We start from the raw sequence: 23299 nt of genomic DNA on the forward strand, positions 1-23299 counted from the left end.
AATAGCCGCTCTCACCAAATCTCTAGCGTTGTGCTTGGATAGACCATAGTTTTTCTTCTAATTCATCTCGCTCTTCTTTGCCTAAGGTATACTCGATCACTGCAAATAATGACTCAAATTCCTCTTTTTTGATGGGTTCCCCTAAAGCTGTGGCGATCAATCGACGATAATAATCGGACATCAAACTCTCGTAAATGACTGCTGTCTTTGATTTCAAACCTAGACAACGATACATATCTTCATTGATACTTCGTGCTTTTTTATATCTTTTTTTGTCGATATAATAGACAGTCAAATTCTTCAAAAAAAGAAACAAACACTGATCATAACCTGACTTCATTGCTTTACGCATTCTTTTTTTAATTTTCAAATAATTGTTTTCGATAAAGGAATCACTGAAAATAAAGGGAAACTCTGTTAATAAGTCTAGTTCATATCGACCAAATTCTTTCATTTTCATAAAGTAATCTTCGATCATTCGTATCTCATATCCCAAAAATTCCAATTGGATATCTGGCTTCACACTTGATTTCCAATACATATGTATATTCAATACAAGATAGTAAAGATCAGCCGTTCGCTTAAATTGCTTGCGATTGTCGGCAATTTCTTTGTAGGGATCAAAATCTTCCTCCTGTACTTTATTCAATAGATTGCGTGTTTTTCTCGTTTTCCGTGGTTCTTCCACTTGATTTCGTAGCGATTCGTATTCAGTAAGTGTGATATTCAATCGATCAAGGAATGCCATCAGTGTTAAAAAAGAAATTTTTTTGATCGTACGATTCTCGATCCCCACAAGCGAAGTTTTTGAACAGATTCCCTCTGCCAATTGTGACTGTGTCAACTTGCGACTTACCCGTAATTTTTTGATCAATTCTCCATCGTGCATAATATGCCTCCTTTAGTGTGTGCATTTTCCAATAAGATCCTCTTCGTCAGAACAACAACCGAAAAAGAGAACTAACTATCGAAATATTTATTGCATTCACTAATTAAGTACGCATAAATAAAAAAAATATTTGAAGAACAATAAAAAAACTTCTAAAAAGTGAAAATTACAACTTTTTAGAAGTTTAGTAAGGTTGTGAAAGAAGCGCTTTGACCTGAACACCGTTTATCATAGGTTGTGAAAGAAGCGTTTAGCTAGCTTGCTCCTTCACCGACATCTAGCCATGTCTATGGTTTGTCCGCCAATCCATCCTCTGCGGGGTATAGATTGGTTGTCGTTTGATCATGGTTTTTAGAATAGACACTTGTTGAGGCTGCACCTTTTTCTTTTTCAATTTGTTGATTCCGTTGCACTTGATTCTTATAGTCATACTTTGCAGGATCGATCGTCGTAAATCCATTTGGCACATAGAATCGCAAGAGATTTTCTTGATTGAGTTTATCAGAAAGACTCAAAGCTGTTTTTACCTGATTTTGTTCTTGTGCGACTTTTTGTTCCGCTGCTTGGTTTTCTTCAAGTAATGCCCCTGTTTTCGTATCATAGATTTTTCCACCTAGTACGGTGTAATCCGGCGCGACAAAATTTCCATTTCTAAATGCCACGACTTGATCATGTTGAGGTGAAAGTAAATCTGTACCAAAATGGATATAATTTTTATCCTCGATTCCTAATAAATGGAGTAAAGTTGGTAAAACATCGATTTCACCACCATACTCATGTTTGACTGTTCCTTTTGTATAACCTGGAATATGGAACATCAGCGGTACTCTTTGCATCTGCGCATTATCAAAATCGCCCCATGTTTCTGGATCTTTTCCTAGTGCTGAAGCAAGGTCTTTATTGTCCGTATTCGAGATACCAAAATGATCCCCGTAAATCACGAACATCGAATGGTCATAAATCCCAGAAGCTTTCAAATAAGTAAAGAACTGTTTGAGAGACTGATCTAAATAATGAGCCGTTCGCACATAATTATCAACGGTACTATTTCCTGTATTCAACGAAGGAAAATCAAAGTTTTTGTCATCTGTATAATAAGGGGTGTGATTCGTGACAGAAAGAAACTTCGCATAAAATGGTTGTTGCAAATGTTCGAGATAGTTTGCGGATTCTCGAAATAGATTTTTATCTAAAATACCATAGCCAAGCATCTCATCTGAATCATCGAAATATGAGCGATCAAAGAAATTATCATACCCTAGATTTTTGTATACATGATCACGATTCCAGAAACTACCGACATTCCCATGAAAAACCGCACTGGTATAGCCTTGTGTCTGATCCAAGATGGCTGGAGCAGCTTGGAACACATTATCTGAACCTAATTCTGTAAACAACGAACCTTGAGGCAACCCAAACGTTCCAGTTTCCAACATGTTTTCAGCATCACTAGTTTTCCCTTGGCCAACTTCATGGAAAAAGTTATCAAAACTGATTGTTCCTTGGTCGGTAAAGAGACTATTTAAAAAAGGAGTGACTTCTTGTCCATCTACTTTCATATTGATCAAAAATTGTTGAAAACTTTCCAAATGCAATACGATCACATTTCTTCCTTTTGCAAGTCCAAACATCTCTGGATCAGGAGCAGCGTAGTGAGATTTGGTGTAATCGAGAACTTCATCTAAGCCATTGCTGCTTGCGTGCGCTCTGACACTACTAGTGATCCCTGTTTTTATCCCATCATAGATCGTATAGGCATCAAGTCCAAGATATTTGACAATATAAGAACGATCGAATGTCCGTTGCAATAATTGAGGGCGATTCGCTTCACTCATTGCCAGATTCCCAGAGAAGATCAAAGCAGACAAACAAGTCACCGCAACCGCCACTGGCTTACGCACAGGGGGTGCCTTTAATGGTATTTTTTTTATAAATACGCGAATCAGCAAAAAAGCAAAGACAGCGATATCGATCCAATATAAAATATCATGTGGCTTCATCAGAGAAAAAGAGCTACCAGACAATCCTTGGGAAACCTTGGAGAAACCTAGTGCTGATTTAACAGTAATAAAGTCGGTGAACTCACGATAGAAAATAATATTCAAATATAGCAATAATGTGTTTAAAAAATCGATGATAAATAAAACGATCAAACTTGTTCTGACTTTCTTAAAATACAAGGAAATACCAAAAAATAATAGTGTTGTTGCTATTGGATTGATCCATAAAATAAACGTTTGGATGCTTCCTTCTACGCCTAAAGAAAAATCAGTGTAGTAAGCAAAAATCGTTTTCATCCAAAAGAAAAAGCCAGCAATCAAAATGATGAGTACTTGATGTTGGCCAATTTTTTTTAGTTGTGTCAAAGTCACCACTTCTCTCTAAATTATTGTTCCTGTCTATTTTGCTCCTAAACATTTCGTTTTTGCTAAAAAAGTCTGATTTTTTACTCTTTTTTATAAATTAATAACTGGTGTTCTACAGATGCTTTTCTGCTTTCCGGAAAGTAAATGCTTCAAAAACAAGGCGGAATCTAGGCAAATTGCTTTAATTTGCCTAGATTCCGCCTTATTGATCAGAGCTGAACATTTCTTGCGCCAACTCTTCAACTAGCTGATCTCAATATTTTTATGTTCGAAAATTTGAACTTTTTTCACTTGTTTATGCGCTTGTTGCTGTTACGGTCCAGTTACTACACTAGAATTAGTCGTATTGGACGTCTCTTCAGAGGAAGAGGTGGTGGTTTCAGTTATTTCTTGGATTTCTTCTGTCGTCTTCCGCCATTCAGTCAAGCGTTGATTGACCATTTCTGGGTCTACTTTTTCAGAATAACTAGAAGATACCTTTCCATTTTTTAACCGTGCGACTTTCTGTTTATCTTCGGTCAAAAGCAGCACACTCAAGTGCTTGTCTCCGTGTTGGACTTGCCTGATTGAAATGGCACTTAATACATCATTCACATTGATGAATTGATTTTTTTCCTTGTCTTTTGGCAGATAAATCTCTAATTCTCCCTTTTCATAGTTCGCTACAACTTCGTAGTCCGCCCACCAATAGGTTGAAAATTCTTTTTTGAATTCATCTACTGAAGCTTTATTTGCAATGGTTGTTTCTGGTTCTTTGTGCGCAAGATCAGCGGTCATTTTACCAGAAAATACTGCGGATAACATAAGTATTATAAAAAAGCCAATTAACCAAAAGAGAAGAAAAGGCCTTTTTTTTCGCATACCTTCTTCCACTCCCATTCAAATTTACCTAATCTATTATATACAAAAAATGAAACGTTAAGCGAAGAAATTAAAGAAAAAGATAAAAAATAACACATATTAATGTTTTATAAAAGTGAAAATCCCGAGATCATCGTGAATCTCGGGATCATTTTTAAAATTAAAAAATTTCAAAAAAGAACAAATTTCTAATCAAATAGAAAAACTATTTGTATCAGCTACTTCTTTGAACCAGTAGCCAGATTTTTTGATCGTCCGTTTGCCATCAGCTAGATCGACTGAAATAAAGCCATAGCGATTTTTATACGCATTCGTCCATGACCAGTTATCCATACACGTCCACATGTGATAACCTAAGCAGTTCGCACCTTCTTCGATTGCTTGATGCACATATTTTAAGTGTTCTTGGACAAATTCGATGCGATAATCATCATGGATCATTCCGTCAGCTTCAATAAAGCGGGCTTCATTTTCAACACCCATACCGTTTTCTGAGATAAAACAGTCGATGTTGCCGTAGTTGTCTCGAACATTGATCAAAATATCGTAAATACCTTTTTCATAAATCTCCCACCCGCGATAAGGATTCATTTTACGTCCCGGCATTTCATAGTTATCAAAGTAATCTTCGGGCATTGGGCCGTTTGTTGTATCGACTGCTGTTTCTTTGGCTTTGACACGACGTGGTTGGTAATAATTGATTCCTAAAAGATCTACCGTATTATTTTTGATGATTGCTAGATCTTCTTCTTGCATGTCCGGAAGAATCTCTAGCTCGGTTACGATCTCGATCAATTCTTGTGGAAATTCTCCTTTAACAGCGGGATCTAAAAATGAGCGATTGAAAAAGGCATCGGCGATTTGCGCAGCTTTCACATCGGCAGGATCGTTCTCATTTCTTGGATAGCTAGGTGTTAAATTTAAGATGATCCCGATTTTACCGTCTTGTTTTGTTTCATGATAAGCTTTGATAGCTAAAGCAGAAGATAGTGCCTCGTGATAGCCAACTTGAACTGCTTTTTTCATATCCGACTCTTCAGGATAATGCCAACGATATAAATAACCAGCTTCAACAGGAACGATGGGTTCATTATGCGTGAACCATTTTTTTACCTTCGTTCCAAATAATTCAAAACAAGTTTTGGCATACGTTTCATAAGCTTCGACAGTTTCACGAGCTAACCAACCACCTTTTTCTTGAAGGTACATCGGCATATCGAAATGATACAAGTTAACAAATGGCTCAATACCATGTGCAATCAGTTCATCAAAATAGCTATTGTAAAATGCGACTGCTTGGGGATTGACTGCACCTGTTTCATCTGGAATCAAGCGACTCCATTGAATAGATGTCCGAAATGAATTATGTCCGGTTTGTTTCATCAACTGGACGTCTTCTTTATATTTGGTATAGACTTGCGACGCTTTTTCCGGACCGACTTGATCAAAGAATTTTTCTGGCTCTTTGGAAAACCAATAATCGAAAATATTGTCTCCTTTATGATCGCCAGGTATCCGTCCTTCTGTTTGTGGTCCACTTGCTGCAGAACCCCACCAAAATTTTTCTGGAAATTGATATGTTGTCATTTTTGCACCTCGTTGATTCTTTTCATTTATGTTTTTTTATGTCGCATATCACAATACAGCAAACGTTTTCTCCGCTTACAATCATTATTATAAACCGTTTTCCAAAAAAAGACTAGACCAATTAAGATAAATAATAAAATTGAATCAATGAGACTAAAAATGTTTACTTTACTTCCCAGCAAACTTCTCCTAGAACCACTCTAAAACACCAATCGCTTCAAAAACTTACTTTTTGTAGCCATTTATTTCATGTTGCTGGATTCAATGGTATAATCACTTTATCCAATCAACTGGGGGCATTATTTTGAAAAAAACATTGATTTACTTTTCGTTGATTTTTGCCTTATTCGCTTTTTCTGGCTGTAATCAATCAAATCACTCAACGGAAGAAACAACGAATACGACCACTTTTCAGGCGGATAAATCTGATATAACAAATAGCACCTATACACTGAAGGTCCGAAAAAACATGGACCTTGCCAATGCAGAGATCAAATTTAAAGATGACACGATGGAATGGACACGAACATATGCTGAGTCTGAAACTGATACAGCAAACGCATCTCCAGAGAAAATCGTGTTAACCGATGTCAAGATCACAACTGAAAATGAGGAGTATACGATTGTTGGTAAAAAAGACGGTTCGACTCAGACTTTTCATTTTAGAAAAATCGGTAATTTTCGTATAGAAGATGAAGAAGGTAATATCTATACGTTATAGTGTGAGTGCACAACATAAAAGCAACAGTCGAGACAAAAATGTTTAACCTCGAAAATTAAGGCGCCATCCACGAAAGTTGTTCTTCTAATTTTTGTGGATGGTACCTTATTTTTCGAAGTGGTAACTTCTATTCCGCCGTTTATTCAGTTTTAGAATATGCTGTCCCACTCATGTTTCTTTTCATTAGATCGTGCATCTTTTAGCCATTTTTCACTATGAAAGCCCACAATGATGAGTCAATTTTCTGACACGTGCTAATCGCTAAAAATTCTAAGTTTTCTTAATTAATTTTGTTTCTATCCTGTGTTTCTGCTATAGTAAAGAAGCACTTGATATACTAAGGAGAAAGAATATGCAGACAGCAAATACTCAAGATTACTGTACCTGTACGACGAACCAAAATGTACACACAGAGATCAACGACCAAGGAAGAGCCAATTTTTGTGACCATTGCCATAAAATGATCGAGGGTTCGAATCAACCTTTTGAGTTTTTTACAAACCGAGAAGAGTCGAACAAAGAAACAAATAATTAAAAAAAAGAGCGCGGAACAGAAGTGTTTAGTCTCTAAAAATAAGGCGACAACTACAAAAATCATTCTTCCTTTTTTTGTAGTTGTTGCCTTATTTTTTAAGAGATAACTTCTAGCTCCAGCATTTATTCAGTTACAGGTTGAAAACAAAAGCGAATTTTGCTTTTGTCTCGCCTTACATAGCACCTGACGAATCTAATTGCTGTCCTTTAGCATGTTGATTGTCGGTATAGTAACTTCCAGACTGCTGTTCTTCTAATTCAGCTAATTTTGCTTGGATCTGCTCTATCACGACTTGTGCATCTTCAGGTCTTTCAACAAAATCAAAGGCATCACCATCTATTTGGATTTTTGGACAAACATCAAAGTCTTCGTACCATTGATCATACCGTTCATTCAATGAGCGGTAATACTGATAAAGCGTTTCATCACTATCCAATTGTTCATAGTCTCGCCCACGTTTTTTGATTCGTGCCAACATCGTATCAAGAGAGACTTTGATATGCACGAGTAGATCGGGTCTTTTTTTAGGTGCAACATCATCTAATTCATGAAGCATCGTATCTAAGAGGTTATCGTATTGTTGGACTTCAATATCTGACACACGACCTAGATCAGCATTTAGATGAAACAATAAACTGTCTTCATAAATCGAACGGTCCAATACGTTATCATCATGGTTCAATGCATTTTTCATAGCTAAAAATCGTTTATTCAAAAAAAAGATTTGTAATAAAAACGCATATTGCTCTGGATTAGAGTAAAACAAAGGTAGTACCTCGTTGTCCTCTACATTTTCATAAAAAGGTGTTGAATCAATCTTTTTGGCAAGCATATCGGTCAAACTACTCTTTCCTGCGCCAATTGTTCCTGAAATCAATATCACTGACATCTAATCCCTTCTCATTCTATAAATATTCGCCTTTATAAGCACTTTTGGGTAACATCTTAAAATCATATGCTTGGATCGCTTCGAACGTTTTTACATATGAATGTAAACTTTGTGTGATCATCAAATTAGTTGGTACCGTTTCTTCTTGAAAAATGATGATCGGTTTGTCCATCATCGTGGCAACGCCTAATTCATAGGCAGTGCCAGGATCGATCGTCTGATGTTCAAAATCTAGGATTGCTACGACTTGCTCTGCCGAGGCAAGTTCTTTCATGTCTCTCTCGTAGACTTCTTGCGCCCAGCCGCCACTAAACATCTCATAATTACTGTGTTGATGGTGTCTTGGTGAGTAGAAACTATCCACCGTTGGATTGGCAGTCAATGCCCTTTCAACCTGAGCAATCCGCTCGATTTGTTCCTCTGAAAAGAAAGGTCCTGCTAAATAAATATAACTCATTATTTAATCTCCTGCATCATTGATTTCGTTTGTTTTTCTGTTGCACATAATTGATTGATCAGCTCAAAAGGATCATTTGAAAAATAAAGATGGTTGAGCCATTTCTCAGCCATAAATCCTTCTCTCGCGAAATTCCCAATCAATTCTTTCAATCCTGAATAATACCCATGAACATCAAGGATACCAATTGGTTTTTCTGGTATCAAGCCGATCGCCATCCAGGAGAGTAGCTGCGAAAATTCTTCGAGTGTACCTAGTCCTCCAGGAAACACCAGCACTGCCTCCCCTTTTTCGAATAGTAGTTCCTTACGTTTATCGATCGTTTCCGTTGGTATAAACGTGGTAACATCTGTTTTTGGTAATTCTTCAGAAAATAGCCCGACTGGATAGATCCCTGTTACTCGTCCGCCATTTTGTAAGATCGTGCGACTAAAAACACCCATGATACCCGAATCTGAGCCACCATAAACCAATTCAATTTGTTTTTCTGCCATATATTTTCCAATCGTTTCAGCTAACAGAAGATACTTCTGATCTTGCCCAAAACGTGAACCACAAAAAATAGTCAACTTCAAAAAAAACACATCCTTACTAATCGATCTACCCTTATTCTACTCTTGTTTTTTTAAAATAAAAGACTAGATTTAGTTGTATTTTAGTGTTATGCAAAATAAAAAACACTATATATAGTGTTTTGTCTTCGGGTGAAATTTCAATATATTATGTTTTAATACCATTTTTTAAATAACTAAAAACTAAAAAAACGTATGGTCTTACTTTGTGATATTCTCTTTCTTTCGACTTTCTTGCGAATAACATTTGACTTCTGTTGAAGAAAGAAATCCATTTTGTTTCTTTTGTTATTTTTATTTGTATCGATCAACGAATTCTCAACGGCTGATCCGATAGAAGATAGAAAACAGTCAAACGATCCATGAGGTCAAAACGCATGACTTGCCTTGATCATTGATAAGAAAGCATTTAAAAAAGCAATAAACGATGTTGTGGATCATTACTTGTTCTTTCAGACTTACTGTTTGATCAATCGTCCTTGGGTATACGTGTTGGACAAAAAAGAAGAGGGCACGATTGTCCCTCCTCTTTTGGCACAGTAAATAAAAGCCCCTACATTTTATTCATTTAATCGACAAAAAAGCTAGCAATCTCCTTTAAGATTCGATACAATGAACTCGGTCGATGGTTTCCATTGACTATGGCAAACTTGATTGGTCAATGCGTTGACTACTCAAGCCCTCAATTTTTAGCTGCCACTAAAAATTGGGGGGCCTTTTTTATTTGACTGTTTCTATCTGCCATTTATGATACTGATTCCCAGATAGAGAGTCAAGCGAATCTGAAAAGCTACGAAAAACTGTACCATTTTTCGCCCAGTTTTTTGTATAACTTATTTTATCGATTCAAATCAATCGTTGGATGCGTCAATAATTGGTCCACTTGCTTTCTGGTCGTCAGTGGCACATCCCCTTGGATCGTGTGGGCTAAGCGTGAATTACCTAATGCAAATTGGACGGTTCGATCCAATGACCAATTCTCACTATAGCCTAATAAAATCCCCGCAGCAAAGGCATCACCTGCTCCGATACGATCTAAACTATCCAGTGGATACGCTTCTGTTTCGATCCATTCTTTCGAAGTCATCAGATAGCCACTTAGTTGTTTCTTTTCACTGGTTGATTGCCGTGTCGTACCAGCAAACCAGTCGATTTGGTAATCACTTAAAAATTCTTGAAACGAACGAATCTTGGCAGAATGACTGGAAAGGTCCATCGGCCTCTCTAACAATTCAGACAAATCACGAACAGAACCAAAGATGACCGTGCAATAGGGAAGTATTTCTTGATAACGTTCCTTCATCACTCTTTTTTTATCTGGCTCTTGGTTTAGACTCGGACGAAAATTAAAATCAAAACAAACTTTTTTCCCTTTCCTATGCGCTGTTTTTGCTACAGCAAGTGCCACTTCCGCTGAATGCTCATTCAAACTCAAACTGATGCCACAGATGTGGACTAAATCTACTGTATCGATAAAGTCCACGATGGTATAATCAGCCACTGTAGCTAAGCCAAAAGAACTATTTTTACGATTTTGATAGGTAATTTCTGTTGGTCTGATTCCATAGCCCATCTCAGCAAAATAAGTGCCGATATGTTGTTCTTTTTGAATGACATAGGAGGTATTGATGCCTAAACTCTTCAAATTAGCTAACGCTGCATCTCCCAAACGATTGGCTGGTAGTGCCGTCAACAAGTAACTTTCCACTCCAAAATGTGCTAGATTACCAACTAGATTCACACCTGTTCCAGTATAAGCCATACGCAAAGTGTGCGTTTGTTCCAACATCAGATATTCAGGGGGTGTCAGCCTCAACATCACTTCACCAAATGCACCGATTTTCATGGTCACTCACCTGTTTTCACTAATTTTTTCATCATAGCCAACAACTGACGGACTTCCTGTGGACGAGTATCACCTGTCTCTGGATCAATGATCGAACTATAGACGTGGGGGATGATTTTTTTGACTCCTGCATCTAATGCGATCTGAACGATTTCTTCAAAATTCGTTAAATCAATTCCACCCGTTGGCTCTAAATAAAAATCAAACGCTGCACAAGCTGCTGCAACAGCTTCATATTCTTTCTTATGCGCCAATCCCTTCATTGGAAAATATTTGATCGAGCTTCCACCCATATCCTGTAACAAACGAATGGCTGTTTCGATCGGCACCATCGCAGCAGGGCCTTGGCTACTTAAAGGACCAGTTGCAAGATTGACGTATCCTTCTTTTCCAGTCGGAGAAACTAAACCATTGACGATCGTGTCTGACTGTCCTAAGACCGCACGAGAAGCGCCAACACCTGTGAAAACTTGGTTGACATGTTGCGGTTGTAATACTTTCGCCAAGCGAGTCACCATCTGGCTTTGCTTTGGATCGCCGGCTCCTAAGCCGATCGATAACGCATTACTCGTTGCTTCTTGGTATTTTTTCATGTCTGTGATAGCTGCATCATCACTCGGATAATTTTTAGATAAAACACCTAATAAGATATGCCCTTCGGCTGCTTCATAACATTCTTTTGCATTTTCGACAGAATTGGCTAGCACATTCAAACAGATTCTATCTTCAAGATAATTTGGGGTCAATGACATCATGATTACTCCTTTGGTTGTAAGATTTCATTTAAACGTTGGATGATCTGTTCCATCTCTTTTTGCGTCACTGAGCGAATATCGAACTCAATGATCCCATTGTTCGCTTGGTACTCTCTGGTATAAATGACTGGGGCTTTTGCTTTTAGCTGCTCGATGATCGTCCTGGCAGAGCCTGTAACGACTTGGATACTGGCACGATAGATTTCTCGCCCAGCTGGATCTTGGACGACTTTAGCCTTGATACCTGGCAACTTTTCAAGTGCTTCGACAAATGGCTGAACTCTTTTTTTCATCGATTCACCTGATTCACTACCGTGTATCAAATAATCGTCGACTGCTTGGACAAAGCCTAAAACATTTTCTTTGCCGATCTTCATCGATCGACCAATGCCTTGTGATTGCAGACGAACCCAAGAAACGAACGGATCTTTACCAATCACCATCCCTGCACTTGGACCTTCAATCGCTTTGGCACCTGAATAGATCACTAGATCAGCGCCTAATGCGGTATATTTAAGTAAGTCTTCTTCGGCTGCTGCATCAACGATCAAAGGCAGTTCATATTTATTAGCCACTGTTACCGCTTCTGCCACATCCAACATACTTTTTTGGACGGTATGATGACTTTTGATGTACAAAATACCTGCTGTTTGCTCGGTGATCATCGCCTCGATGTGGTCAGGTGAACATTGGTTGGCATACCCTGCCTCAATGACATGTCCACCACCTTGTTGGATCATTAGTTCCACTGGCACACCGTAATCGACATTGTGACCTTTTGGTAAAATGATTTCTCTGCGTTTGATCGTTTCGTCATAAGGGTGATGCACATGGTACATCGATCCTTGACCGATCACCGCAGCAACGGATTGCGCAATTCCAGCAGATGCGGAAGAAACGATTTGAACATCGTCTACTGCTAATTGTTTTGCCAAGTATGCACCGGTTTTCTTCATCAATTCAGCCATTTCAAAAAAATGTTCGCCCCCAAAACGCTGGGCTTCTAACACCGATTCGCTCAAAGTGGACACGCCTAAGATCGTCATTCGACCAGAAGCATTAATCACTTCATTCAAGCCAAATTTCTCATGATTCACAGTCATAACTGACACCTCCAATAATAACGCTTACAGGAATAATTTGCTGTGTGGTCGTTCGTGTATTGCCATTCGAATCCGTCAATTGCTTTTCTTGATCGAGAAAATTATAAATCGTAAAGTCTGCATCAAAGCCTTCTTTGATGTTGCCTTTTGTCGCTAGGTTGAATTGTCTCGCTGGTGCGCTGGTCACTTTTTCAAGGATTTCTTGCCAAGAATAACCGACAACGTAGAGTTTCTCCATCGTCGTTGCTAAATCATATACCGGACCATTTTTACGATTTCTAATATAGATATCTGTGCTGATCGAATCGGCTTTGATTCCCGCATGGCGCGCAGTTTCTGCCACATCAAAATTGAAACTATCGGTCCCATGTCCAATGTCGAACACCACACCGTCAGCAATGGCTTTTTTGACGAAGGATTTGATTTCATTGGTCGCTGGATCAATGATGCCATTAGGCTTTCCATTGAAGCAATGGGTCATCACATCATTCTTTCCCATATGCGCTAAAATTTCATCTAAACGTGGAGGCGCAGAACCGATATGGACCATTAATGGTAATCCAGCATTTTGCTTTTGGATTTCTTTTGCTAACTTTAAAGGCGTGATCCCATTTCCCCCCACGACTGTTTTACTCATCCGAGCTTTTAGTCCTACAATAAAATCAGGCAATTCTGTTAGTTTTTGATGAACCAGATCTGTTTGGATTTTTGATAAATCTGCCAACTCATCTTGTTCCACAATTCCCCATTTTGAAATATTCAGTAAAGCAAAAACATTTGTCTTTGCTTGCTTTGCATGTTCATAAAATGTGTGGATATTTTCCGCACCTGTCGTTCCAGCATCAATGACCGTGGTTACCCCTTTATCCACACCGATTTCATCGGGATAGTCGTAATATAATGTCATTTCTTCAAAACAATGGACATGATCATCGATCCACCCTGCAGAGAGATACTGTTCATCTGTAAGTACCAGTTCTTGTTTCCCGGATTCTTCGATGTACTTACTGATCAAGGCGATCTTGCCGTTCTTCACACCGATATCAACAGGTTCTTTGCCTAACTCCTTGCCGTTTCTTATAATTAAATCAAACATGACAAACGCCTACTTTTCTTTAAATTTGAATTTTGACCAAGGGTGGACGAAGGATAGTAACAGTTGTTCATCCGCCACAATGGCACCCACTTTATTTTTTCTTGGATCTTGATGTGGCGTTAATACGATCTGCAATTCATTCTTATATTTCCCAAAGCGATCATTTCCAACAACGACATCTCCCACTTGAAACATTTCTTCATTGTCATGAGGAGGATTAGCATCAGCCTGATACGTTTTTCTCACTTCTGTTGAACGGATCACTTGCGACGTGATATCTCCTCTGCGAACGTGTTGCTCGTTCAAAACGATTCCTCGCTCGACTTCATGGGTCTGAGGAAGAAACTCAATAGCAAAAACAGTCTGATACCGATCAACTGCACCTAACGCTTGCAACTCTTCTTCTGAAGCATACGCATTGCCGATAATGACATCATCGATAAGATTAGTCGCAAATAAATGTTTAGCCGCTGGAACAACACCTAACTGGCGATGCATTTCCAATGTTGGTAAGCCATCGTTCACATCCCAAGGACCGATTGTGCCCGTTTGAGAAGTAATAAAAGCGGCAGTACGGATGCCTTGGCGTTTAAATCGGCGACTGCATGTTTCAAAAAATTCATAAGGAAGTCCAGTTCCTGCTTGAGGATAAAAATTATGACACCCGTATAAAAAAGGGGTATTCGCTTGATGGCTCAAAATATTTTCTAAATAAGCCACATCATTGCTCATATTCAATTCAATTGCTAACTGGTAAGGATTGTAAGTCAGTAGCGCTTCTTTTCTGCCATCAAAGCCTAAATCTAAACGAATCCCATCTGCACCCAATTCATGAAAGAAACTCATGTCATCATATGAAATATTCAACTGTTCGAAAATCGCTGGTGCGACATCTAAAATCGTTTCAAACCCAAGTGATGCAGCGTATTCGATCAATTGTTGAAATTTCTGTTTGACTTGTTCTGTTCCCTCCGTCACTTCTAGCATGCTCATAAAAATTCGAGTAAATCCATATTTATGTGCCATTTCGAGATAGGCACGATCTTCTTGCGGATTGCTGTGATCAGGATAAAGAGAGATTCCTAGTGAACGTTTCATATTAACTCCTGCTTTCTTTTCTATTTACTCGTTCGTGATACCATCTGTGATCTGGACAGAGGCTTGCTCTGCTTGTTCTTCTTCTTTCTCCTGTGCCAGCTGTTGTTTCTCAAATACTTTGAAGAATGGATAATAGATCGCTAAAGTGATAAAGAAGTTGAACACGACTAAGACACCCGCAGCGACGCTCCAATTGGTACTCATCCAAGCCGCAAATGGCGCTGGTATCGCGAAAGGCAACCGTGCCACCATCATTGGCACTAAACCACTTACCGTAAGGACATAAGAAATTGTTGTCGTTACTAAGGGTGCGACAATAAATGGGATGCCCAATACTGGATTCATGACGATCGGTGCCCCAAAAATCATTGGTTCATTGATATTGAACAAACCAGGAAGGATCGACAGACGTCCTAAGCTTTTCAGATACTTGGATTTGGAGAACATGAATAGCACGACTAATGCAAGAGTCGTACCTGCCCCACCAATCCAGACAAACCATTGTAAAAATTGTTCTGTAAAGATATTTGGCATATCATGTGCATTGGTTCCTGCATTGAATGCGTCGATATTTTCAGCAATCGAGATATCCCAAAACGGACGAATCACCGGTCCCATGATAGCCGGTCCATGAATCCCTAATACCCAGAAGAAACAAATCAAGAAAACCGTAAGTAGTCCACCAAATAAACTGTTCCCTGCTAACACGCCTTTAAGTGGCATCAACAATTGACTCAAGAAACCATTCAAGTCAAAGCCAAGCAAATGACGGATGACCCAAAAGAAAATCAAGATCACTGCTCCTGGGATCAATGCAACAAATGAATTCGTCACTTCTGGCGGCACACCATCTGGCATTTTTATCGTGATTTTCTTTTCAATAAAGAAACGATAGATCTCTACAGTCAAAATCGCTGTTACGATTGCCCCAAATAAAGAACCTGAACCAAGATTTGCAATATTGATATAGCGTCCAGCGGTTATCCCTTCAAGATCTTCCAACACTTGAGTTGGTGGCGCAGCTACGATCAGAAAGGACATCAAAGCTAAAATACCGGCAGTTAATGAATCTAAACGATAACTCTTTGCTAATGAAGAGGCAATCCCAAATGTGGCGTATAAAGCTAAGATCCCCACTGTATATCGAAATGGGATATCTAAAATTGCCCGATATGGTTCAATGACTGCCGCGACCGACGCAATCGGGATGTTCAACAATATCGTAAAAAATGAACCAACAATCGTTAATGGCATTGTCGCAATGATTCCTTTTCGAATCGCTGTCATGTGACGCTGTGTACCAATCCGATTCGCAACAGGCATGATTTTTTGTTCGATCAACCCTACAAATTTATCCATTTGTTACTCCCCCTTATTTAAACATTATAATGTTTAAATAAAAGATATCATATTAATGATATAATGTAAACATTTTCATTAAAATATATGGTTATTCTGACAAAAAGAGACTGAGACAATCAGCCTCTCCCACCACCTGAAACCGAATAAACGGCGGGAACAGAAGTAACCTCTTCGAGAAACAAGGCGCCATCCACAAAAATTTGAAGAACAATTTTCATGGATGACGCCTTATTTCTCGAGGCTACACACTTCTGCCCCGACCTCATTGCGATTGTCTATGTTTCGTAGTTGATATGATAAGGATGTAGATCCGTATGATAAATTGCCTCTGAATACTCGACTACTTCTCGATCTTCCGTCGTTGATCGACGTACACGCTTGATCCCGATTTCTGAAGTCGTCTTTAATAGTGCTTTTTCTTCATCTGTTAAAAACGTGGCAGAAAAGTCATCTGAAAAAGAGTCGATAATGTGATTGTTCTGTGTGAGCAACCGGTACAAAGATTCTTTATCAAATTCTTTTTGTTTCATTTTATTCATGTCTTTTGGTAAATAGTGAACAAAATAGATATATGGTTGGTCATTTAAATAGTACAAACGCTTGAAGCATACTGCAGCTGAACCAAACATCGAATATAATGGATGATCTTTTTTGATACTGATTTTTTCTAAACCAATCGTTTCTTTGCGAACCTCATATTGGGAATCTTTTAAAATCTGAGTAAAACTTTCGGCTTTAGATAAACGATTGTAGGGACGATTGCTTAATACTGTCGTTCCCCGACCACTTTTCTTTTCGACATATTCATCTGTAGCTAATAACTCGATGGCTTTTCGCACAGTGATTTTACTCACTTGGAACAATTCTTCTAACTCATTTTCAGTCGGTAACATACTCCCCACCGGATACTTTCCTGAAAAAATATCCTCTTTGATCTTGTCTGCTACTTCTAAATATAATACACGCGTTCTTTTCATAGCTTCACCTTTCACCTTTATGTTAGTAAAAGAATAACATAAATAAACAAAAAAAAGAATAGAAATATTGATAATTGGTCTACCTATGTACAAATAATAAGCTTAGACATAACAAAACGTCTAAGCTTATTACCCTACTTTTTTCGTACCTTTGTTATATCCTTGTTTTAATAACATAATTGCCGATTATAAAAACAAGGAGAATTTTATCAGAAATTTCAAACAATCATTAAATTTGTAAGGACTTTTGTGGTGAAAGGCCTTTCTATAAAAATGGCCCAGTCGTTATTTATCCTAATTCTTCGCCGTTCGTTTTAATGACTGCCTTGTACCAGTCAAAAGATTTTTTCTTGGTACGTGCTAACGTCCCATTTCCTTCATCATCAAGGTCGACATAAATAAATCCATAGCGTTTACTCATTTCCCCTGTAGATGCACTAACTAAATCGATACAGCCCCATGGTGTGTAGCCCATCAAATCAACCCCATCAGCAACTGCCTCAGCCATTGCTTCGATATGACGACGCAAGTAATCGATCCGATAATCATCATTGATTGAGCCATCTTCTTCCACTTTATCGATCGCACCCAAGCCATTTTCAACAATAAACAGTGGTTTTTCATAGCGGTTATATAATTCGTTCAACGCCACGCGCAATCCTTCAGGGTCGATTTGCCAGCCCCACTCACTTGCTTCAAGGAATGGATTCTTCACGCCGCCTAGTAGGTTTCCATTCGATGTATCGGCATCTGGATTGGTTTCATCGATAGCTGATGACATATAGTAACTAAACCCGATATAATCCACTGGATACTCTTTTAATAATTGGAAATCTTCTTCTGTTTGTTCTAGTTTTTCCGCGTCCACACCATATTTCTTATACGTACGTGCTGTATAGGCTGGATATTCGCCGCGAACTTGCACATCTGTACAGAAGAAGTTGAACTCTTGATTTTGGATCACTGTAGCCACTTGATTGATCGGGTTTGCATCAATACTATAGGTCGTTGCATAAATGATCATACAGCCTACTTGGATATCCGAACGCAACTCATGTGCGATCTTCACCGCTTTACTGCTAGCGACAAACTGATTATGCCATGCTTGGAAAATATTTTGGTAGTCACTTGCGCCATTGCTTTTGACCAATCCTTGACTCAATGCTGGGAAATGGAAAGCTGAATTGATTTCATTGAACGTCATCCAATATTTCACTTTGCTGCTGTAACGTTCTAACACGGTGCGAGCAAAACGTTCATAAAACTCAATCAACTGACGATTTTTCCACCCACCGTATTCTTTTGCTAAATGTAATGGCATTTCATAATGAGAAATCGTAATGACTGGCTCGATATCATAACTCAAGCAAGTATCGATCAATTCATCATAGAAAGTTAAGCCCGCTTCATTCGGTGTTTGCTCATCACCTTGGGGGAAAATTCGTGTCCAAGCAATGGAGAAACGATAACTTTTAAAACCCATTTCTGCAAATAATGCAATATCTTCTTTGAAGTGATCGTAATGTTCGATTCCACGATGATTCGGATAAAGGTATTTCTCCTCATCGATCGTCCAATCAAATTCTTCGCTTCCGATGATTGCAAAACGTTGTTTGCCACCAGGCATTGCATCGGCGACAGATAAGCCTTTTCCATCGCGGTCGAAAGCACCTTCTAATTGATTTGCGGCTGTTGCGCCACCCCATAAAAAGTCTTTTTTGAATCGTGCTGTCATGATTGTTTTCCTCCTTTTATTTTACAATTGCCAGAAAATCTTCATTAGCAATAATTTCTTGTTGATCAAGTTCTAACACATCTGCAAAGTGATCGGTATTCGTTACGACTACAGGGGTGATCACGCTATAGCCTGCTGCTTTTATTTTCTCAATATCAAAGCGGACAAGCAAGTCCCCTGCTTTTACTTTATCTCCTTGTTTCACAAATGTTGAGAATCCTTCACCGTTTAATTCGACAGTATCCATTCCGATATGCATCAAAATCTCTACACCATCTGTGGTTGTCAAACCAACTGCATGACCTGTTGGAAAAATCGTCGTGATTTCGCCATCTGCCGGTGCAACTAATTCGCCCTTCTCAGGATCGATTGCAATCCCTTTTCCCATTGCCCCAGAAGAGAAGACTTTATCTGGTACTTCTGTCAGTGGTAAGACTTTTCCAGTCAATGGACTTTTCAAATTCTGACGTGCTGTGCTGATCGTATCCCCTGTTGTTGTTTCTGTTGTTTCTGTTGCTTCTAATTTTTCATCTTGTACTTCTTCATCAAAACCAATCAAGTAAGTACCGACAAAACCAAGAACAAAAGCAACTGCTGTACCAATGATCGCCATAGTTACACTTGATTCAAGCGCTGGATCGGTACTGATAAATGTTGGGATGGTCAGTAAACTGATCAAACCACTAGAGAATGCTTTTACGCCAGCAAACCCGATGATTCCTCCACCAATCCCACCGGAAATACAGGCAACGATAAATGGTTTTTTCAAAGGTAACGTCACACCGTAAACAGTCGGTTCAGTGATTCCAAAGAACGAAGTAATCATTGAAGAGATCCCTAATGAGCGTAATTTTGAATCTTTCGTACGTAAAGCTACACCTAATGCTGCACCACCTTGTGCCAAAATTGCTGGTAAAAGCATTGGCATCAAAACATCAAAGCCATATTGTTCGATATTCAAGAAGATGATTGGCACAAAGCCCCAGTGCATCCCGAACATAACTAACACTTGCCACATGCTACCCATGATAACCCCAGCAACTAATGGACTGAAGCTATAAATCGAATTGAACAACCCACCTAAGGCATTACCGATAACGGTTCCAATTGGTCCTAATACTAAGAATGTCAAAGGCACCATGACTAACAAGACGATCATTGGTACAAAAATCATTTGTAAAAATTGTGGAATAACTTTCTTCACAAGTGGCTCAAACTTACTTTGTACCCAAACCGCTAAGATGATTGGAATAACAGAAGAAGTATAGCCTGATTGAGACAAGATCACTGGAAGACCAAAGAAATCAACTGCAACACCTGATCCTGCTAATTGCGTGATCGTTGGATAAACTAATGCCATCGCAATTGCTACTGACAAAAATTGATTGGTCTTGAATTTCTTCGCGGCTGTAAAGGCCAACATCACTGGTAGGAAAGTAAAGACACCATCTGCTGCTGCAAACAAGATTTGGTAAGTGCCACTCTCTGCTGCCAGCCAACCGAGAACTGTCGCCAGTGATAAGAAACCTTTCAAAATCCCAGCAGCTGCCATGGCACCTAAGAATGGAGTGAAAATACTTGAAATAATATCGATCAAGCGATTCAAAGGATTTTTACTAGTATCCTCACTTTCTGAACTTGCCCCTTCTCCTAAGCCTTGTTCATCCACAATTGCTTGATAGACATCAGACACATTGCTGCCGATCACGACTTGATATTGTCCGCCACTTTGAACGACTTGGATGACATCGGGGTCATTTTTTAATTTCTGCGTATCTGCAATTGATTCATCTTTTAATTTGAAACGCAGTCTGGTCGCACAATGCACTAAACTATTAACATTTTTTTCTCCACCTACGGCTTCCCAGACTCTCCGTCCTACTGCTTGATTATCCATATTCTTTCCTTCTTTCTTTTTGATAAAAATAAAAAACCTAGATTGAAAAAACGGTCACGTGATTAGACGTGTCCATATTTTCAATCTAGGTTTTGCCTGCTTGATCCAGTAACAATCCTTATGATTGGGTTTGTTTTTCAGTTACTACACGTTGGATGTGGATCGTCAGGTAGATTTGTTCCCCTGGTCCCATCTCTTTTTGCTGTGTTTGTATCAGGTATTCATTGATCCGTTCCACACAGCGAAATGCTTTTGGATATTTTCCTTGGACAAGTGCATAAAGAAATTCATCTTTCTCATCCGAAGTTTCATCTTTTAAGTATCGTTGTGTGAAAAATTGTAAATGTGTAATGATCCGCTGATAATTTAAGGAATCTTCGTCAAAGGCGATGCCAAAAAATTTACTGATGATACTTAGGATATCTCGCACCATTTTCGTTGCCGCCATCGTTACTTGCATGTCGCCATTTCCCTGTTCACTATTGACGAAATGAAAGGCTATGAAGCCTGCTTCATCCATTGGTAAGGTCACACCGAGCTTTTCTTCAACAAGTTGAAGGGCTTGTTTGGCTGCTCGATATTCTTTAGGATAAAACTTTTTTGTTTCAAATAATAAAGGATTCGGTAATTCGATGTTTTCCTTTGCTCGACTGATCGCGTAATGGATATGATCGGTCAGTGTCAAATAGATGTTTGGCGATAATTGGATGTTTAGTTGTTCTTCGGCAAGGTCGACGATCTGCTTCACAAGATCGACCTCTTCTAATGGGACATCCGCCATCAATTGTTGGAACTGATGCGTAGTAAAAGAATCTTTTAGCACAAATTCTTTTTGGATCGATTCTTCAGAGATCGTATCGCCTGATTTTTTTTGAAAAGCAAGACCTTTTCCCATGCAGATGATTTCTTCGCCTAATTCATTTTTTGAAATGACAACATTATTATTCAAGACTTTTTCTATGACCATCTACATCGACCTCCCAACTAAAAAATAAAAAAACCTAGAATCCGCCCGTAATTACTAGCTGAATTCTGGTTTTGCCTGCCGAACAGTAACAATCCATTGATTAACTACGTTTACTATACCACTATCACATTCGTTATGCAACCCTTTTCATAGTTTTTATTTTTTTTAAAAGGAGAATAACTTTAAGCATCTTGACACAATGAATCCAATATACAAGCGATGAGAGCAACGAAAAAGGATAGAAATGAACGAGCCATTTCTATCCTTTTTCCTCTATTGTGATGTTGATGATCAGAATATGAAAAGCTTTTTTCTATCTTACTGCTCAGATCAAAACGTTTTTCTCACAACCTTGATAAACGGTGTTCAAGAAGCAACACTTCGGTCATAAGCCAAAAAAATCAAAAATGAAAAAGCCATTTTCAATTTTTCTGTCTTATGCCTTAGTGCTGATCGCTTTTTTCACAACCTTACCTAAAACGTTCTCGTTGGCATGTCAAAGGCGTTTTTCATTTCTTGGGTGGCTTCTTTCATTGGTGTGATACTTTCGAGTTCTCCTTGGACGACTAGGCGTGTAATGGCATCCATATCACCACAAGTGATCAAGGTGATCAATTCTTTTCCTTCTTCGATGTTCAATAATTCTGTTGCCGAAGGATCGACTTTTTCTTTGAATGTTGCTTTGTACGTGTAGACATTTTCTAAATCGACGATATAGATTTTATCACCTAAGTTTAGGTTTTCTAACGGAGTAAAAAGTAATTCCGGATTGTTGGCACGATGACTTGCTAAGGCATAGTTTCCTTTCCCCATTTCTTGATCTGGGTCTAATGTTCCGGCACCGTACAATAAGTTTGCATTATCTAACCCTCTAAAAATCGGTAAGTTGATCGAGACGGATGGGACGGCGATACTTCCAATGACTGGTAGATCTGGTCGATTCAATTGGGCTCTTAACACCGCTTCTGAACTCATTGATTCAACTGAATCAAAATCAAAGTTTGCTTCTTTTTGATTATTTTTGACAATATCATCACGAGTCACATTAGAAATAGCGTACGCATCTCCCGTATTTTTAACAAAAAAATCTTTGATCTGTTCATTAAAGATCAAGGCTAATCCTACTAATAATAGTAGAAACAATAGGAAATTGACCAGCCACTTTTTGGCTCTTCCTTTTTTTTTCATGTATCTTCCACCTTCCACGCTTATCTTCCTATGATAATTCTGTATATTTTTCTTTGCTGTTTTTACTTTTTTCTACTGGGTATTTCTGATTGTTTTTTTCTAATTTTTCTTCAATGATCGTATCGATATCTAAATTTAGATTGTCGGCCATCATATAAGAGTATATCAACACATCTGCTAGTTCTTCTTTGATTCGTTCAAGCTGAGTGGTGGTGACTTCTTCTGGTTGCTTCCATTGGAATAACTCTAATAACTCTGAGGCTTCTAAAGAAATCGAAATTGCTAAATCTTTTTCATTATGAAATTGTCGCCAATTGCGATCATCTCTAAATTGATTGATTTTTTCCATGCTTTTTTCCATTGATCTTCTCCTATTTTTAAATCAAGCTAAATTAATC

21 protein-coding genes are annotated in these 23299 nt (G+C 38.6%); 2 read left to right on the top strand and 19 right to left on the bottom strand.

Going from position 1 to position 23299, the window contains the following annotated elements; genetic code table 11:
- Nucleotides 1-22: 22 nt before the first annotated feature.
- The 4 genes from IGJ19_RS11070 to IGJ19_RS11085 form a co-directional block, all read right to left on the bottom strand.
- On the bottom strand, nt 23-889 hold the full coding sequence (locus tag IGJ19_RS11070) for a helix-turn-helix domain-containing protein (RefSeq protein WP_430604004.1): 867 nt from the start codon (nt 887-889) through the stop codon (nt 23-25).
- A 287-nt stretch (nt 890-1176) separates the two neighbouring features.
- Complete coding sequence (locus IGJ19_RS11075) at nt 1177-3255, bottom strand: LTA synthase family protein (protein WP_430604006.1); 2079 nt, start codon at nt 3253-3255, stop codon at nt 1177-1179.
- Nucleotides 3256-3567: 312 nt separating this feature from the next.
- Nucleotides 3568-4116 (bottom strand): hypothetical protein, encoded by a 549-nt coding sequence (locus tag IGJ19_RS11080; RefSeq protein ID WP_080674330.1) that lies wholly within the window; start codon nt 4114-4116, stop codon nt 3568-3570.
- Between the two features lie 192 nt (nt 4117-4308).
- Nucleotides 4309-5703, bottom strand: coding sequence for a glycoside hydrolase family 1 protein (locus tag IGJ19_RS11085; RefSeq protein ID WP_071867183.1), 1395 nt, complete (start codon nt 5701-5703; stop codon nt 4309-4311).
- A gap of 304 nt (nt 5704-6007) precedes the next feature.
- Between IGJ19_RS11085 and IGJ19_RS11090 the strand changes: the two genes are divergently transcribed.
- Both IGJ19_RS11090 and IGJ19_RS11095 read left to right on the top strand, forming a co-directional pair.
- Entirely contained in the window at nt 6008-6424 is a 417-nt protein-coding gene (locus IGJ19_RS11090; RefSeq protein ID WP_071867184.1) for a hypothetical protein, read from the top strand.
- Nucleotides 6425-6776: 352 nt separating this feature from the next.
- Nucleotides 6777-6959, top strand: a complete 183-nt coding sequence (locus IGJ19_RS11095) for a hypothetical protein (protein ID WP_071867185.1) — start codon at nt 6777-6779, stop codon at nt 6957-6959.
- 172 nt (nt 6960-7131) lie between these two features.
- On the opposite strand, the gene IGJ19_RS11100 is transcribed toward IGJ19_RS11095, so the two are convergent.
- The 15 genes from IGJ19_RS11100 to IGJ19_RS11170 all read right to left on the bottom strand — a co-directional run bounded on the left by IGJ19_RS11100 (nt 7132) and on the right by IGJ19_RS11170 (nt 23262).
- Entirely contained in the window at nt 7132-7848 is a 717-nt protein-coding gene (locus IGJ19_RS11100; protein ID WP_010734707.1) for a deoxynucleoside kinase, read from the bottom strand.
- Between the two features lie 16 nt (nt 7849-7864).
- The gene (locus IGJ19_RS11105; protein WP_071867187.1) at nt 7865-8305 is read right to left on the bottom strand and encodes a nucleoside 2-deoxyribosyltransferase; all 441 of its coding nucleotides are present in this window, start codon (nt 8303-8305) and stop codon (nt 7865-7867) included.
- Nucleotides 8305-8880, bottom strand: a complete 576-nt coding sequence (locus tag IGJ19_RS11110) for a TIGR00730 family Rossman fold protein (RefSeq protein ID WP_195514235.1) — start codon at nt 8878-8880, stop codon at nt 8305-8307. Before IGJ19_RS11110 ends, IGJ19_RS11105 begins: the two co-directional genes overlap by 1 nt.
- Nucleotides 8881-9715: 835 nt before the next feature.
- Nucleotides 9716-10723, bottom strand: a complete 1008-nt coding sequence (locus tag IGJ19_RS11115; protein WP_430604010.1) for a sugar kinase — start codon at nt 10721-10723, stop codon at nt 9716-9718.
- A gap of 2 nt (nt 10724-10725) precedes the next feature.
- Nucleotides 10726-11475 (bottom strand): 2-dehydro-3-deoxy-phosphogluconate aldolase, encoded by a 750-nt coding sequence (dagF, locus tag IGJ19_RS11120; RefSeq protein ID WP_071867189.1) that lies wholly within the window; start codon nt 11473-11475, stop codon nt 10726-10728.
- A gap of 5 nt (nt 11476-11480) precedes the next feature.
- Nucleotides 11481-12581, bottom strand: coding sequence for a DgaE family pyridoxal phosphate-dependent ammonia lyase (locus tag IGJ19_RS11125; protein WP_071867190.1), 1101 nt, complete (start codon nt 12579-12581; stop codon nt 11481-11483).
- Complete coding sequence (locus tag IGJ19_RS11130) at nt 12565-13677, bottom strand: amidohydrolase/deacetylase family metallohydrolase (RefSeq protein WP_430604013.1); 1113 nt, start codon at nt 13675-13677, stop codon at nt 12565-12567. The genes IGJ19_RS11125 and IGJ19_RS11130 overlap by 17 nt, the downstream gene beginning before the upstream one ends.
- A 9-nt stretch (nt 13678-13686) precedes the next feature.
- The gene (locus IGJ19_RS11135) at nt 13687-14775 is read right to left on the bottom strand and encodes a DUF871 domain-containing protein (RefSeq protein WP_430604015.1); all 1089 of its coding nucleotides are present in this window, start codon (nt 14773-14775) and stop codon (nt 13687-13689) included.
- Nucleotides 14776-14799: 24 nt separating this feature from the next.
- Entirely contained in the window at nt 14800-16134 is a 1335-nt protein-coding gene (locus IGJ19_RS11140; RefSeq protein ID WP_071867193.1) for a PTS sugar transporter subunit IIC, read from the bottom strand.
- Between the two features lie 278 nt (nt 16135-16412).
- Entirely contained in the window at nt 16413-17114 is a 702-nt protein-coding gene (locus tag IGJ19_RS11145) for a GntR family transcriptional regulator (RefSeq protein ID WP_010734698.1), read from the bottom strand.
- Nucleotides 17115-17403: 289 nt separating this feature from the next.
- Complete coding sequence (locus tag IGJ19_RS11150) at nt 17404-18849, bottom strand: glycoside hydrolase family 1 protein (protein WP_430604018.1); 1446 nt, start codon at nt 18847-18849, stop codon at nt 17404-17406.
- A 16-nt stretch (nt 18850-18865) separates the two neighbouring features.
- Nucleotides 18866-20746 (bottom strand): beta-glucoside-specific PTS transporter subunit IIABC, encoded by a 1881-nt coding sequence (locus tag IGJ19_RS11155; RefSeq protein ID WP_430604020.1) that lies wholly within the window; start codon nt 20744-20746, stop codon nt 18866-18868.
- Nucleotides 20747-20864: 118 nt separating this feature from the next.
- Nucleotides 20865-21713, bottom strand: a complete 849-nt coding sequence (gene licT, locus IGJ19_RS11160) for a BglG family transcription antiterminator LicT (RefSeq protein WP_071867196.1) — start codon at nt 21711-21713, stop codon at nt 20865-20867.
- A gap of 474 nt (nt 21714-22187) precedes the next feature.
- Entirely contained in the window at nt 22188-22901 is a 714-nt protein-coding gene (locus tag IGJ19_RS11165; RefSeq protein WP_071867197.1) for a class A sortase, read from the bottom strand.
- Nucleotides 22902-22929: 28 nt separating this feature from the next.
- A complete protein-coding gene (locus IGJ19_RS11170; RefSeq protein ID WP_074799850.1) occupies nt 22930-23262 on the bottom strand; it encodes a nucleotide pyrophosphohydrolase in 333 nt (110 codons plus the stop codon).
- Between the last annotated feature and the right edge of the window lie 37 nt (nt 23263-23299).

Source organism: Enterococcus sp. DIV1368b, assembly GCF_050529595.1.
Taxonomy (GTDB): Bacteria; Bacillota; Bacilli; order Lactobacillales; family Enterococcaceae; genus Enterococcus_B; species Enterococcus_B mundtii.

Coding starts and splice junctions, on each gene's coding strand:
- IGJ19_RS11105 (WP_071867187.1), bottom strand. CDS start 8,305: ATGAGTTATATTTATTTAGCAGGACCTTTCTTTTCAGAGGAACAAATC.
- IGJ19_RS11070 (WP_430604004.1), bottom strand. CDS start 889: ATGCACGATGGAGAATTGATCAAAAAATTACGGGTAAGTCGCAAGTTG.
- IGJ19_RS11165 (WP_071867197.1), bottom strand. CDS start 22,901: ATGAAAAAAAAAGGAAGAGCCAAAAAGTGGCTGGTCAATTTCCTATTG.
- IGJ19_RS11150 (WP_430604018.1), bottom strand. CDS start 18,849: ATGACAGCACGATTCAAAAAAGACTTTTTATGGGGTGGCGCAACAGCC.
- IGJ19_RS11145 (WP_010734698.1), bottom strand. CDS start 17,114: ATGAAAAGAACGCGTGTATTATATTTAGAAGTAGCAGACAAGATCAAA.
- IGJ19_RS11155 (WP_430604020.1), bottom strand. CDS start 20,746: ATGGATAATCAAGCAGTAGGACGGAGAGTCTGGGAAGCCGTAGGTGGA.
- IGJ19_RS11085 (WP_071867183.1), bottom strand. CDS start 5,703: ATGACAACATATCAATTTCCAGAAAAATTTTGGTGGGGTTCTGCAGCA.
- IGJ19_RS11125 (WP_071867190.1), bottom strand. CDS start 12,581: ATGACTGTGAATCATGAGAAATTTGGCTTGAATGAAGTGATTAATGCT.
- IGJ19_RS11100 (WP_010734707.1), bottom strand. CDS start 7,848: ATGTCAGTGATATTGATTTCAGGAACAATTGGCGCAGGAAAGAGTAGT.
- IGJ19_RS11170 (WP_074799850.1), bottom strand. CDS start 23,262: ATGGAAAAAAGCATGGAAAAAATCAATCAATTTAGAGATGATCGCAAT.
- licT (WP_071867196.1), bottom strand. CDS start 21,713: ATGGTCATAGAAAAAGTCTTGAATAATAATGTTGTCATTTCAAAAAAT.
- IGJ19_RS11140 (WP_071867193.1), bottom strand. CDS start 16,134: ATGGATAAATTTGTAGGGTTGATCGAACAAAAAATCATGCCTGTTGCG.
- IGJ19_RS11135 (WP_430604015.1), bottom strand. CDS start 14,775: ATGAAACGTTCACTAGGAATCTCTCTTTATCCTGATCACAGCAATCCG.
- dagF (WP_071867189.1), bottom strand. CDS start 11,475: ATGTCATTGACCCCAAATTATCTTGAAGATAGAATCTGTTTGAATGTG.
- IGJ19_RS11080 (WP_080674330.1), bottom strand. CDS start 4,116: ATGCGAAAAAAAAGGCCTTTTCTTCTCTTTTGGTTAATTGGCTTTTTT.
- IGJ19_RS11115 (WP_430604010.1), bottom strand. CDS start 10,723: ATGAAAATCGGTGCATTTGGTGAAGTGATGTTGAGGCTGACACCCCCT.
- IGJ19_RS11130 (WP_430604013.1), bottom strand. CDS start 13,677: ATGTTTGATTTAATTATAAGAAACGGCAAGGAGTTAGGCAAAGAACCT.
- IGJ19_RS11095 (WP_071867185.1), top strand. CDS start 6,777: ATGCAGACAGCAAATACTCAAGATTACTGTACCTGTACGACGAACCAA.